The sequence below is a fragment of the Enterococcus sp. AMC1086 genome (assembly GCF_058216575.1).
Genome location: NZ_CM177100.1, coordinates 867,471 through 880,118 on the forward strand (window position 1 = coordinate 867,471; position 12,648 = coordinate 880,118).

At 36.6% G+C, this 12,648-nt stretch carries 14 protein-coding genes; 12 read left to right on the forward strand and 2 right to left on the reverse strand.

Translation table 11 applies throughout. From position 1 onward, the window contains the following. A complete protein-coding gene (locus tag AC4BC4_RS04120) occupies window positions 1-720 on the forward strand; it encodes an MIP/aquaporin family protein (protein ID WP_490476866.1) in 720 nt (239 codons plus the stop codon). 254 nt (window positions 721-974) lie between these two features. Here the strand turns inward: AC4BC4_RS04120 and AC4BC4_RS04125 are convergent, their stop codons facing one another. Next, the gene (locus AC4BC4_RS04125; protein ID WP_438758496.1) at window positions 975-1,535 is read right to left on the reverse strand and encodes an AAA family ATPase; all 561 of its coding nucleotides are present in this window, start codon (window positions 1,533-1,535) and stop codon (window positions 975-977) included. Between the two features lie 119 nt (window positions 1,536-1,654). Between AC4BC4_RS04125 and AC4BC4_RS04130 the strand changes: the two genes are divergently transcribed. From AC4BC4_RS04130 to AC4BC4_RS04165, 8 genes are all read left to right on the forward strand, one after another. Continuing rightward, window positions 1,655-2,584, forward strand: coding sequence for an alpha/beta fold hydrolase (locus tag AC4BC4_RS04130; RefSeq protein ID WP_490476867.1), 930 nt, complete (start codon window positions 1,655-1,657; stop codon window positions 2,582-2,584). A gap of 119 nt (window positions 2,585-2,703) precedes the next feature. Then, complete coding sequence (locus tag AC4BC4_RS04135; RefSeq protein ID WP_490476868.1) at window positions 2,704-3,243, forward strand: 5-formyltetrahydrofolate cyclo-ligase; 540 nt, start codon at window positions 2,704-2,706, stop codon at window positions 3,241-3,243. A 9-nt stretch (window positions 3,244-3,252) separates the two neighbouring features. Then, entirely contained in the window at window positions 3,253-3,963 is a 711-nt protein-coding gene (locus AC4BC4_RS04140) for a rhomboid family intramembrane serine protease (protein ID WP_438758499.1), read from the forward strand. A 16-nt stretch (window positions 3,964-3,979) separates the two neighbouring features. After that, complete coding sequence (locus AC4BC4_RS04145) at window positions 3,980-4,198, forward strand: YqgQ family protein (RefSeq protein ID WP_438758500.1); 219 nt, start codon at window positions 3,980-3,982, stop codon at window positions 4,196-4,198. Further along, window positions 4,199-5,170 carry an ROK family glucokinase gene (locus AC4BC4_RS04150; RefSeq protein ID WP_438758501.1) on the forward strand — a complete coding sequence of 324 codons (972 nt, stop codon included), beginning with the start codon at window positions 4,199-4,201 and terminating at the stop codon, window positions 5,168-5,170. 15 nt (window positions 5,171-5,185) lie between these two features. Continuing rightward, window positions 5,186-5,584 carry a rhodanese-like domain-containing protein gene (locus AC4BC4_RS04155; RefSeq protein ID WP_438758502.1) on the forward strand — a complete coding sequence of 133 codons (399 nt, stop codon included), beginning with the start codon at window positions 5,186-5,188 and terminating at the stop codon, window positions 5,582-5,584. Window positions 5,585-5,719: 135 nt separating this feature from the next. Then, on the forward strand, window positions 5,720-6,076 hold the full coding sequence (locus AC4BC4_RS04160) for a DUF488 domain-containing protein (protein WP_490476869.1): 357 nt from the start codon (window positions 5,720-5,722) through the stop codon (window positions 6,074-6,076). A gap of 36 nt (window positions 6,077-6,112) precedes the next feature. Beyond that, the gene (locus tag AC4BC4_RS04165; RefSeq protein WP_490476870.1) at window positions 6,113-7,987 is read left to right on the forward strand and encodes an FAD/NAD(P)-binding protein; all 1,875 of its coding nucleotides are present in this window, start codon (window positions 6,113-6,115) and stop codon (window positions 7,985-7,987) included. Window positions 7,988-8,393: 406 nt separating this feature from the next. On the opposite strand, the gene AC4BC4_RS04170 is transcribed toward AC4BC4_RS04165, so the two are convergent. Beyond that, window positions 8,394-8,561 carry a DUF3042 family protein gene (locus AC4BC4_RS04170; protein WP_438758505.1) on the reverse strand — a complete coding sequence of 56 codons (168 nt, stop codon included), beginning with the start codon at window positions 8,559-8,561 and terminating at the stop codon, window positions 8,394-8,396. 229 nt (window positions 8,562-8,790) lie between these two features. Between AC4BC4_RS04170 and AC4BC4_RS04175 the strand changes: the two genes are divergently transcribed. The 3 genes from AC4BC4_RS04175 (at window position 8,791) to galT (ending at window position 12,636) form a co-directional block, all read left to right on the forward strand. Continuing rightward, window positions 8,791-9,951, forward strand: coding sequence for a galactokinase (locus AC4BC4_RS04175; RefSeq protein ID WP_438758506.1), 1,161 nt, complete (start codon window positions 8,791-8,793; stop codon window positions 9,949-9,951). 62 nt (window positions 9,952-10,013) lie between these two features. Continuing rightward, the gene (gene galE, locus AC4BC4_RS04180; protein WP_490476871.1) at window positions 10,014-11,000 is read left to right on the forward strand and encodes a UDP-glucose 4-epimerase GalE; all 987 of its coding nucleotides are present in this window, start codon (window positions 10,014-10,016) and stop codon (window positions 10,998-11,000) included. 154 nt (window positions 11,001-11,154) lie between these two features. Further along, the gene (gene galT, locus AC4BC4_RS04185; RefSeq protein ID WP_490476872.1) at window positions 11,155-12,636 is read left to right on the forward strand and encodes a UDP-glucose--hexose-1-phosphate uridylyltransferase; all 1,482 of its coding nucleotides are present in this window, start codon (window positions 11,155-11,157) and stop codon (window positions 12,634-12,636) included. Window positions 12,637-12,648: the final 12 nt, after the last annotated feature.

Below are 12,648 nucleotides of genomic sequence, written 5' to 3' on the forward strand. Positions count from 1 at the left end.
ATGGATACTTCAAATATGACGCAGATTTTCAGTGAGTTTTTAGGAACGATGATTCTAATTCTTTTAGGTGACGGAGTGTGTGCAGCCGTTAATTTGAAAAAAAGTAAAGCAGAAGCTTCTGGTTGGATCGTGATTGCATTTGGTTGGGCGATGGCTGTTACAATTGCCGTTTATGTTGCAGGCTACATGGGGCCTGCTCACTTGAATCCAGCAGTCACGATTGCAATGGCGATGACAGGGAGTTTTGAATGGAGTATGGTCATACCGTTTATCATAGCTCAAGTGCTTGGCGCAATTGTTGGAGCTGTTTTAGTTTGGTTGGCTTATTTACCGCATTGGCAAGTGACAGAAGATCAAGGAGCCGTTTTAGGGACGTTTGCCACAGGTCCTGCTATTCGAAATTATCCAGCAAATATGATGACGGAGGTTATTGGGACGTTTGTTTTGGTCTTAGGATTACTTTCATTCTCTCAACATAATTTTACAGATGGATTGAATCCTTTAGTTGTTGGTGCGTTGATTTTATCAATTGGGTTGTCTTTAGGTGGACCTACAGGATATGCAATCAATCCCGCACGTGATTTTGGTCCTAGGTTTGCGCATCAACTATTGCCGATTTCAACTAAAGGTGATTCTGATTGGGCCTATTCATGGGTTCCTGTAGTCGGACCTGTAGTCGGTGCCGCATTGGCTTCAGGTGTTTATATGATAATGATTTGATGTTTGTAGATTTTAATTAGTCTCTGAAGGGATTCTTTCGGTTTCCAACAGTTATTCGTATTTAGGATGAGGTTGGGACAGAAGTGTTTAACTCCGAGAAATAAGAAGGAATTTACGAAAATTGCTCTTCAAATTTTTGTGAATTTCGGCTTATTTCCGAAGGAGTTGCTTCTGCGCCCACCGTTTATTCGGTTACTAAGAGCCTGAAACATAACTTTTTTAGTTATGTTTCTGGCTCATCTTTTTTGTTATAATTATAAAGAACTTTGTCTTAATGATCCTTTATTAAGATTTTGCATGATCGATTGATGTAAAACCTCTAACGGCTGACTGCTGTCTAGTTTTAAAACAGGACATTTAGAATGGGTAATTTGATAATTATGTTCAGCAAGTGTTCCTATGTTAGAAGGATCTTTAGCGGTATAATAAGTTTTACACCAATCCAAAAAGTCATTGGTTTGAAATCCGTGCTCGTCTAACCATAAAGACGATTCACCAGTTCTCTGTATTTCTCTTTTGATCAGACGTTGGAATCGTTGTTCATCATCTAAAGTGAGAAAAATCAATAGATCTCGATCTGCAAACCCAGTAGGATTCCATGCAAATACAGAGCCAGAAACAACGAATCGATCGAATTTCTCACGGTCACTATCATACATTTTTAGTCGTTGATCGATTGGATAATTTTCTGAAAAAGTTTCGTCTTTCCAGATATAACGATCAGTATCGATCCACTTAATATGTTCTTTTTCAGCGATGTAATGTCCCAAGGTACTTTTTCCTGTACCAGAGGCACCGATAAGTTGAATTTTCATTTTTGCTCCTTTCAGTGATCATAAAATAGAGAATAATCAAAAAGAAAATGCCCGTTTTACTATTTCATTTAATAAGAATACTTTATACTAAATACTATCAATTGAGAAGAGGTAGGAATATGAAACACGACACTTTTTTGTCATCAGATCAAAAAACAAGGAGTCATTTTATCTGCTGGGAGCCTGATAGTGTGCCGGTTGGAACGGTTCAGATCATTCATGGAATGGCGGAATATATTGAACGGTATCATGATTTTGCGCAGTATCTAAATAGTAGAGGATTTATTGTAGTCGGTCATGATCATTTAGGTCATGGCAAATCTACGTCAGCTGTTGAAGCAAAACATGGATATTTTGGAGATGAGCCTGTAAATTTTGTGTTGGAAGATATTCATCAGATGAAAGAATGGATCGAAAATAACTATCCAGATTTACCACATTTTATGCTAGGACATAGTATGGGGTCATTTGCTTTACGTAATTATTTGCAAGTATATAAATCTGAAATTAGTGGTGCTATTTTTATGGGAACAGGGAAAAATGTTGCAATGTTACCTATAGCTCTTTCTTTGACAAAAGGACTAAATAGAATAGCACCAGAAAAACAAAATAAATGGTTGGATAAACTGGCGTTTGGTTCTTTTAGTAAAAATTTTACAGAAACAGGTAGTTTTAATTGGCTAAGTAAAAATCAAGAAAATGTAAGACGGTATGAGAATGATCCATTAACAGGTTTTACGTTTACAAATAATGGTTTCTATACGTTATTTCGTTTGGTCGATGGAGCAAATCATGATGGCTGGGCACAGAATATTGATCAAGATTTACCTATATTAGTCATCAGCGGTGAACAAGACCCAGTTGGAGAGTTTGGTAAGGGGCCTAGAAATGTCGCAAAAGAATTAGATGAAGCGGGAATCAAAGATGTTTTTCTCGTTTTATTTGCTGAAATGCGCCATGAAATTTTATTTGAAAATGAAAAGAATGAAGTATATAAAGTAATTGGAACCTGGTTGCAAAAAAGACTGGATCTTGAGCTGAAAGACTAGAATTCTGTTTGCTATTTAGTAGGTTTTTCTATAAACTACAGAGTAAGGCTAAAAAAACTAGGAGTCAAAAAGCAAAGTGATTTATTGTGTGGGATTTTTCTAACAAAGGAGGGTCGCAAGTGGAAAAAACACGGTTAAGAAAAGTAGGGTTGGCAAACCTAAAGTGGCTCCACGAGCATCCAATACTGAAAGCGCAAAAAGAAAAAGATATAACTCAAGCATTATTCCATGATCCTTATTGGAAAGAGGCGCAAACTGTCGCCATCACTAAACCATTAGATTTTGAATTCGATACACATATTTTACTTGATAAAGGCTGGCAAGAAGGAAAGCAAATGCTGATGCCGATAACGAGGAAAGAACGGAAGTTGACTTTTCATTCTGTAACAGCTGAAACGGAATTTAGAAAGACTACATTTGGTGTAGCGGAACCTTTCGCTGAGCCTGAAGTATCTGCTGAAAAAATCGATTTGTTAGTGGTACCAGGGATCGTGTTTAAACGTGAAGGCTTTCGAATAGGATTTGGTGGGGGATTTTATGACCGCTTTCTAGAAAAGTATCAAGGCGCAACATGTAGTTTGGTATTCAGCGAGCAAATTCAGGAAAATTGGCAAGTGGAATCTTTTGATTTGCCGGTAAAACGATTATTTATCAGCTAGGAGGAACGCATGAATTATCAAGCACAAATGAAACTAAAAAAAATATTAAAACAACCGCTAGTGACGTATCTTTTACTTGGGATTACAACGATCGTTTTTCTGGGAATGGAATTGTCAGGTGGATCTGAAAATAGTCAGGTTTTGATTAACTGGGGTGCGATGTCTCGAATAGAAATTCTTTATTCAAATCAATATTGGCGATTGTTCACACCGATGTTTTTACATATCGGCTGGCTGCATTTCGTGGTAAATATGGTGACATTATACTACGTAGGTTCACAAGTGGAGAATATCTATGGTCACTGGCGTTATCTCCTTATTTATTTATTAAGTGGCGTGGCTGGAAATATTGTGAGTTTTACATTTGGTTCTCCGAGTAGTATTTCGGCAGGAGCAAGTACGTCATTATTTGGATTATTCGGCGCGTTTATTATTTTGGGTCGTCATTTTAAGAATAATCCAGCAATTTCATTTATGGTTCAGCGATATGCGACTTTTATCGGAATCAACTTGATTTTTAATTTATTTAGTAGTTCTGTTGATATCATGGGGCATATCGGTGGTTTGATCGGGGGGCTTTTCGTAGCCTCTGCTTTGGCTGTTCCGGGTCGCTCAGAAGAATTTAATATCCACGAACGTATCATATCTGGAATCCTTTTTGTATTTTTGTTAGGCGTTTGTCTAGTCTTGGGTTTAAAAAAATTCGGTTTACTTGTATAATGGGGAAGTGCATGTAATGAAAACGCTATATGACGTACAGCAGTTATTTAAACAGTTCGGTATTTACATATACGTAGGTGCTAGAATTTATGATATTGAGTTGATGATGATCGAATTAAAAAATATTTATGAAGGTCACTTGATTGATAGAGACACTTACCTCCATGCGAGAAGTGTTTTACAACGAGAACATCGAATTGAAGAAAGCAGAGCCACTGAGAAAGGAACCGAGTAAATGGATAAGAAATTGATTGGGATTGATTTAGGCGGAACAACGGTTAAGTTTGCGATTTTAACTTTAGATGGAGATGTTCAGCAAAAATGGAGTATTGAAACCAATATTTTAGATGAAGGTCGGCATATCGTACCTGATATCATCGAATCAATCAATCACAGGATTTCTCTTTATGAGATGAAGCATGATGATTTTGTCGGAATCGGCATGGGGACTCCAGGTAGTGTAAATATTAAAAAAGGCACAGTAGTTGGTGCGTACAATCTTAACTGGACGAAAACGCAAAATGTTAAAACGCAAATTGAAGAAGCAACAGGAATTCCTTTTGTTTTAGACAATGATGCCAATGTGGCGGCCTTAGGTGAACGCTGGAAAGGTGCTGGAGAAAATAATCCGGATGTTATTTTCATTACACTTGGAACGGGTGTTGGTGGAGGGATCATCGCTGAAGGTAACTTATTACATGGTGTTAATGGCTGTGCTGGTGAGATTGGTCATGTAACAGTTGATCCGGGTGGCTTTGAGTGTACATGTGGAAAACGCGGCTGTTTAGAAACAGTTTCTAGTGCAACAGGTGTGGTTCGTGTTGCTCGTCATATGTCTGAGGAGTATGCGGGTGATTCTAAGCTAAAACAAGCAATCGATGATGGTCAAGATGTTTCTAGTAAAGATATCTTTGATTATGCAAAAGCAGAAGATCCATTTGCTTTGATGGTCGTTGATCGTGTGTGTTATTTCTTAGGTCTTGCAATTGGGAATCTAGGCAATACCTTAAACCCATCTAGTGTAGTAATTGGCGGTGGGGTATCTGCGGCGGGCGAATTTTTACGTAGCCGTGTTCAAACATATTTTGAAGAATTTACTTTCCCAGAGGTTCGCAGCAGCACACAGGTCAAACTTGCTGAGTTAGGCAATGAAGCGGGTGTCATAGGAGCTGCATCATTAGCATTACAATTTTTGGAGAAAGAGTAAGAAAGGGATTTTGGAATGAACGTATTATGGATTATCAACGGTATTTTAATAGCAATTTTATTAGCAATGGGGATCAATGAGCTCTATCTTAGAATCATGGCGAAACGCTCTGCTAAAACAATCACAGAAGAAGAATTTAAAGAAGGTATGCGCAAAGCTCAAATCATTGATGTCCGCGAAAAAGACTCATTTGATGCCGGTCATATTCTTGGTGCCCGTAGCATGCCGTACACAACAATAAAAACAACGTTAAATTCAATTCGTAAAGATCAGCCTGTTTATATTTATGATCAAAAAAAATCATTAAGTATTCGCACTGCCAATCAATTGCGTAAAAATGGTTATAAAGATCTTTATATTTTAAAAGGCGGCTATGAAGGCTGGAATGGAAAAACAAAAAAGAAAAATGCTTAAGTATTGAAACACAGAGAGAAGCGATGGTTCTAAGAATGGACAACGTTTTCTTCTCTGTGTTTTTTATTTCAAAATCAAAATCGAAAATCGTTTCTTTTTTTAGTAAGTAGGATAAAATAATAATGAGGTGATAAAATGATTCAAATAAAAAGAGCGTATGAAAAAACAAACACTGATGACGGGTATCGAATACTAGTTGATCGTATGTGGCCTAGAGGCATGTCCAAGGAAAAAGAGCACTTAGATTTGTGGTTAAAAGACATTGCGCCAAGCAACGAACTTCGAAAGTGGTTTAATCATGAACCCGATAAATTTCCTGTATTCAAAGAAAAATACAAAACAGAATTAAAATCTGGTGACGCTAAGATCGCATTTCAAACACTTTTAAAAATCATAAAAGAATATCCAGTGGTCACAATGATTTATAGTGCAAAAGATGAAGTGCATAACAATGCCATTGTATTAAAAGAAATTATAGAAAAAATGAACTGAACAAATAAAAGAAAATAAGTTGAAAGGAGGAAAAAAATGAAAATCGCAATTGTCGGCGGCGGCCCTCGAGGACTTTCGATATTGGAGCGAATCGTTGAGTGGTCAAGGGAAGAACAAGTGATCCAAATTACAATGTTTGATCCATATGGACCGGGAGGGAAAGTATGGCGAGAAGACCAGTCATTATCATTGTTGATGAATTCAGTCACCTCTCAAGTTACTTTATTTACAGATGAAACGTTAAGCACAAAAGGTCCTATTGCTAAAGGGCCGAATCTATACGAATGGGCCCAAGGCGAAGCGGCGGTTTTTATCAAGAAACATACTATAAATAATAGAACGAAATTGCTAGAAGAGTGTGAAAAATTAGGACCAGATGATCACTGTTCACGTGTTTTTTATGGCTTATATCAAAGATGGTTTTATGAATATGTGCAGACTAGAATGACCAATCAAACGTCAGTGAAGTTTTTTAAAGATACTGTTCGAGCTGTAAAAATGCAGGGCGACAAGTTTTTAGTTTATACCAAAGCTGTAGAGACAACAGTAGATACGGCTATTTTAGCGTTAGGTCACCAAGAAAATGAGTTGATTGGACAAGAAAAAGAGTTAGCTGCTTATGCTAGTGAACATCGTTTATTTTATTCTTCACCTAAAAATGCTGCAGATGCGTATCTTGAAGCCATTACAGAGAATACTTCTGTCTTGATCAGAGGCTTGGGGTTAGTTTTTTTCGATTATATTACTTTGTTGACGAGTGAACGTGGTGGCGTATTTGAAAAGCAAAATGGAGAATTGGTCTATCAGCCTTCAGGAAAAGAACCTAAAATTATTGCTGGATCTAACCGGGGAATCCCTTACCATGCTAGAGGTGTTAATCAAAAAAGATACGGCGAAGAATACCAACCGCGGTTTTTAAAGGAAAAAAGCTTGAATAAGTTTAAAAGAAAAGGAACATTTCCTGCTGAGCAATTTTTTGCACTTTTAAAGAAAGAAGTGGAATTTGCTTATTATTCGGCACTAGTCAAGGCCAATTATCCAAAAGTAAATCAAAATCGATTCAATGAAGAGTTTATTCGGACAAAAGGTGCTGATTCAATTTTGGAAAAATATGGTATTCACAAAAAAGATTATTGGGATTGGGCAATTATTCAACATCCTTATCAAGAGCTGGGAGAAGCAGATTCTTTTCAAGCATTCATTATTGCTTACTTAAATTGGGATTTTGAACAAGCAAAAAAAGGTACGATTTTGGGCCCTTTTATGTCAGCGTTGGATAGTTTGAAAGATTTGCGAGATGAAGTTCGTTTTATGTTAGATCATGAATTATTTTCAAACGATGACTATAAAAAATGGCTTTGGGATTGGTTTACACCGTTGAATGCATTTTTATCAATCGGTCCGCCATTAGAGAGAATTGCCGAGCTTAAAGCATTGATAAAAGCAGGAATTGTGACTCTACTTAAACCTGAAATGGAAATAGTGACAGAGGCGGGCGGATTTATCGCATCGTCTAGAAAAGAGCCAATCAAAAAATATAAGACGCATTTTTTGATTGAAGCTAGATTGCCAAAAACGGCGAATCAGTTTAGTTTAAATCCATTGGTACAGCAACTTTTAAGAGATAAGATGGCGTGTTTACATCAATTAGAATTAGCATCAGGTGAAGTCTACCAAACTGGCGCGCTTTTAGTAGAGCGTAAAACGCATCAAATACAGTCTAAAGTTGGAGAAACTGTGCGTGGATTATTTTGCTATGGCATTCCAACAGAAGGAATTCATTGGTTGACAGCAGCTACTTCACGTCCTGGAACAAATCCATGGAATCTGAGAGAAGCAGATTTGATTGCGAGAAATATATTTAAAGAAAAAAGAGTTATGAAAGATGAAGATCAGAATAATAGTGTGTAGCCCAGAGAAATAAGTAGGGATTTCTGAAATAACAAGAAAAACGGAATATTCAATTTCGATAGTGAATGATCTCTAATTAGTCTTCTTCAAACGTTTATTCGCATTTAGAGTGTGAAATAAAAATAGCTTCTATTTTTTGCCCATATTCTTTTTTCTTTCAAGACCTGAGTTATGGAATAAAAGAGAGAAAACCTATTTGTGATATTTTTTATCACAAATGGGTTTTCTCTCTTTTAGAATCAGACGGAAGTATCCACTGTTCATGACCCAGCTGCACACGTTAGATCTTTCGGAGATACAAAATAACCCTCTATGAAAATAAACAACCTTTAAATGGAACAAAAAACGTTTCATTTTCAGATTCCTAATTTTCAAGAGGGCTAAGCACATTGTTTTGCTTTTCTGTTTATCGAGAAATGCGTTTGCGCATTGCTTTTTTACGGTTTTCCTCGATCATGTCTTCTTTTTCCTCGATTGGATCAAGAACAGTTTTTTTGATAGTAGCTGCAAAGCCGACAACAGCAGCACAAGTGACAGCTGTTCCGACAAGCACACCTGAAACAAATTTTTTCATATACATTCTCCTCTCTGCTATTATACACTTCCATTATGAACTAAAGTGCGAAAAAAATCCAATAGATTGTAGTAAATGCTTTATGAGATAGTCAACTGTGACTGAAAATATACAGATATGTTCTTTTATTATAAGTGGAACGTAAAAATTTGTAACCGTTTTAGTAAAATGTTGTAAAAGTTTAGTAAATGTTTTATAATTAATTTACTAAAAATGTGAGGTGAAAATTGTGGAAGATGAATTAAAAAAATTATTTCATTCAATATTTGGAATCGAGTCAAAAGAAGTCTACTTTGCTCCTGGAAGAATCAATTTGATTGGGGAACATACAGATTATAACGGTGGCTACGTTTTTCCAGCAGCAATCACGATAGGCACGTATGGTGTTGCCAGAAGACGAGAAGATCAAAAAATCCGTTTTTATTCAGACAATTTTTCAAAATTAGGCATTATCGAATGTTCATTAACTGATTTGGTTTACAAAGAAGAACATGATTGGACGAATTACCCCAAAGGAATGATTCATTATTTGATTGAACAAGGATATGCTATCGATCATGGGATGGATATTCTATTTTACGGCACGATTCCAAATGGAGCAGGACTTTCTTCATCTGCCTCAATCGAATTGTTGACGGGCGTAATTTTAAATGATCTATTCGATCTAACTATTAAAATGTTGGATCTTGTGATCACAGGTAAGCGTGTTGAAAATCATTTCATCGGTGTAAATTCTGGAATCATGGATCAGTTTGCTATTGGCATGGGGAAGCAAAATCACGCTATTTTATTAGATACAAATACATTGGATCACGAATTGGTACCAGCAAATTTTGGTGAATATGTGATTGTAATCATGAATACAAATAAACGCAGAGAATTGGCTGATTCAAAATATAATGAACGACGAGCGGAATGTGAGTTGGCTTTAAGCAGATTACAAAAGGTTTTACCGATCAGCTCTTTAGGTGAGCTAACACAAGAAGTTTTTGAGCGAAATAAAGAAATTATTGCTGATGCGTGCTTGATTAAACGAGCAAGGCACGCAGTATCTGAAAATCAACGAACGATCAAAGCTAAAAAGGCTCTTGTAGAAAATGATTTGCAGCAGTTTGGTCAATTACTGAATGCTTCTCATGCTTCTTTAAAAGACGATTATGAAGTGACTGGGATCGAATTGGATACATTAGTAGAAGCAGCCCAAAAGCAATCGGGTGTACTTGGTGCTAGAATGACTGGTGCTGGATTTGGCGGCTGCGCAATTGCATTAGTGAAAGAAACGGAACAAGATCATTTTATTAAACAAGTTGGACAAATTTATCAAGAAAAAATCGGTTATGCAGCAGATTTTTATATCGCACATGTTGATGATGGAGCTAGAAAGCTGTAGAATAAAGACTGCGTAAAAAAACGATTTTAATTTCTTATGTGTTTAAAAAAGGGGATAAAAATATGTCGATTTTAGTTTTAGGTGGAGCAGGTTACATCGGTTCTCACGCTGTTGATCAATTAATTAATTCTGATTATGAGGTGGTCGTAGTTGATAATCTTCAGACTGGCCATAAACAATCAATTCATGAAAAGGCGACATTTTATAAAGGCGATATTAGAGATAAAAAATTTATGCAAGAGGTATTTAAAAAGGAAAAAATCGACGGTGTGATCCATTTTGCTGCAAGTTCACTTGTTGGTGAATCAGTCGAAAAACCTTTAAGCTATTTTAATAACAATGTTTACGGAACTCAAATTATTTTGGAAGTAATGGAAGAATTTGGCGTCAAATATATCGTATTTTCTTCAACTGCTGCTACTTACGGGGAACCAACAGAGATGCCGATAGTAGAAACAATGCCGACAACTCCAGAAAATCCATATGGCGAAAGTAAATTGATGATGGAAAAAATGATGAAATGGTGTGATCAAGCATACGGCATGCGGTATGTTGCACTTCGTTATTTCAATGTTGCTGGCGCTAAATTAGATGCTACAATTGGTGAGGATCATGATCCAGAGACGCATTTGATTCCAATTATTTTACAAACTGCTTTAGGACAACGAGAGTATTTAGGAATTTATGGTGAAGATTACGAGACACCAGATGGTACTTGTATTCGAGATTATGTTTATATAGAGGATTTGATTGCGGCTCATATTGCAGCGTTGAAATACTTACAAAAGGGAAATGAAAGTAATATTTTTAATCTAGGCAGCAATACTGGCTATTCGGTCAAAGAGATGCTAGAAGCAGCTAGAGAGGTAACGGGTAAAGAAATTCCCGCCAAAGTCTTGCCCCGTCGTATAGGAGACCCTAGTAAATTGGTTGCCTCAAGTGAAAAAGCTAAAATGATTTTAGGCTGGCAACCTCAAACCACAGAAATCAAACAGATCATCAAGACTGCTTGGGATTGGCATGTTAGCCATCCAAAAGGTTATCATTAACATAGTGTAACGGTATATCATATAGTTTTAAGAGCTAGCCTCTCGGAGAAAAGATAAAAAATAAAAGAGCCAAAAGGCGCCTCATTTCTTTTTTCCTATTTTTCTGCCGAGATTAAAAGAGCCCTCTACGCTTTTAAATTTAGGAGGAAACGTTGTGTCAATTAGTCAAACTATTACTGATTTTGTCACATTAGCAATTCAAGCTGGCGGTTTTATGGAGTTAGATCGTCTCTATTTACAAAATCGTATCCTTGCAATGGTTGGTGAAGAAACGTTAGAGTCTATTTCTCCAACACTCGTGACAAAAACATCATTAGAATTGCTTGATGAATTAGTCGATCAAGCGAAAAAAAATAACATTATTCAACCAGAAACAGTTGATTTAGAAATTTTTGAAGCACAGTTAATGGATTTTTTAACACCGCCACCTTCAGTCGTTAATGCGCTCTTTGCCCAACATTATGAAAAGGCACCAGTTGATGCAACAAATTATTTCTATAAATTAAGTAAAGAAAATGATTACATCAAAACTAGAGCAATCGCTAAAAATATTGTTTTTCCTGCAGAAACAGAATATGGTCAATTGGAGATCACGATCAACTTATCAAAACCTGAGAAAGATCCAAAACAAATTGCTGCTACACGTCAAGCAACTCAGTTGGATTATCCTAAATGTGTTTTATGCATGGAAAATGAAGGCTATAAAGGCCGAGTGAACTATCCAGCAAGAACCAATCATCGAATCATTCGGATGAATTTAGATGGTGAAAGTTGGGGATTTCAATATTCGCCGTACGCTTACTACAATGAACACTCAATTATTTTGTCTGAGGAACATCGCCCGATGGTTATTTCAAAAGACACATTCCGCCGATTGATTAGGATCATTGAAGTATTGCCTCATTATTTTGTAGGTTCTAATGCGGATCTGCCAATCGTAGGTGGCTCCATTTTGACGCATGATCATTACCAAGCTGGACAGCATGTTTTTCCAATGGAGAAAGCAGAGATTGAACACTATTTTGAGTTGAGCGATTATCCTTTGATGAATGCTGGAATCGTCAAATGGCCGATATCTGTTATTCGTCTGCAAAGTCCTAATTCAAAAGATATCGTTGAAGCTGCTTCTATGATTTTAGAAAAATGGCGTAATTATTCTGACGCTAGTGTATCAATTCAAGCTTTTTCTGCAGATGGAACACCTCACCATACGATAACACCGATTGCTCGCCGCAAAGGCCAACTGTTTGAGTTGGATTTAGTGTTGCGTGATAACAATGTTTCTGCCGAATACCCAGATGGAATTTTCCATCCCCATAAAGAAGTTCAACATATCAAAAGAGAAAATATAGGATTGATCGAAGTGATGGGTGTTGCAATATTGCCGCCACGTTTAGATGATGAGTTGAAAGAAGTAGAAAAGTATGTTTTAGGGGAAGAAAATCTAATAGCGGATTACCATAAAAAATGGGCAGAACAGATGAAAGAAACGTATTCTTTCAATGAAAAAAATGCAAAAGAGATCATTCAAAAAGAAGTAGGTCAGATTTTTACTCAAGTTTTAGCTGATGCAGGTGTTTATAAAAGAACACCTGAAGGACAGGCAGCGTTTAAACGATTTATTGACAGTTTATAAAACAAGGCAGGT

What these genes read in the sequence shown, in the direction of transcription:
- AC4BC4_RS04145 (WP_438758500.1), top strand. Translation starts at nt 3,980, where the DNA reads ATGAAAACGCTATATGACGTACAGCAGTTATTTAAACAGTTCGGTATT.
- AC4BC4_RS04125 (WP_438758496.1), bottom strand. Translation starts at nt 1,535, where the DNA reads ATGAAAATTCAACTTATCGGTGCCTCTGGTACAGGAAAAAGTACCTTG.
- AC4BC4_RS04155 (WP_438758502.1), top strand. Translation starts at nt 5,186, where the DNA reads ATGAACGTATTATGGATTATCAACGGTATTTTAATAGCAATTTTATTA.
- galE (WP_490476871.1), top strand. Translation starts at nt 10,014, where the DNA reads ATGTCGATTTTAGTTTTAGGTGGAGCAGGTTACATCGGTTCTCACGCT.
- AC4BC4_RS04165 (WP_490476870.1), top strand. Translation starts at nt 6,113, where the DNA reads ATGAAAATCGCAATTGTCGGCGGCGGCCCTCGAGGACTTTCGATATTG.
- AC4BC4_RS04120 (WP_490476866.1), top strand. Translation starts at nt 1, where the DNA reads ATGGATACTTCAAATATGACGCAGATTTTCAGTGAGTTTTTAGGAACG.
- AC4BC4_RS04160 (WP_490476869.1), top strand. Translation starts at nt 5,720, where the DNA reads ATGATTCAAATAAAAAGAGCGTATGAAAAAACAAACACTGATGACGGG.
- AC4BC4_RS04150 (WP_438758501.1), top strand. Translation starts at nt 4,199, where the DNA reads ATGGATAAGAAATTGATTGGGATTGATTTAGGCGGAACAACGGTTAAG.
- AC4BC4_RS04170 (WP_438758505.1), bottom strand. Translation starts at nt 8,561, where the DNA reads ATGAAAAAATTTGTTTCAGGTGTGCTTGTCGGAACAGCTGTCACTTGT.
- AC4BC4_RS04140 (WP_438758499.1), top strand. Translation starts at nt 3,253, where the DNA reads ATGAATTATCAAGCACAAATGAAACTAAAAAAAATATTAAAACAACCG.
- AC4BC4_RS04130 (WP_490476867.1), top strand. Translation starts at nt 1,655, where the DNA reads ATGAAACACGACACTTTTTTGTCATCAGATCAAAAAACAAGGAGTCAT.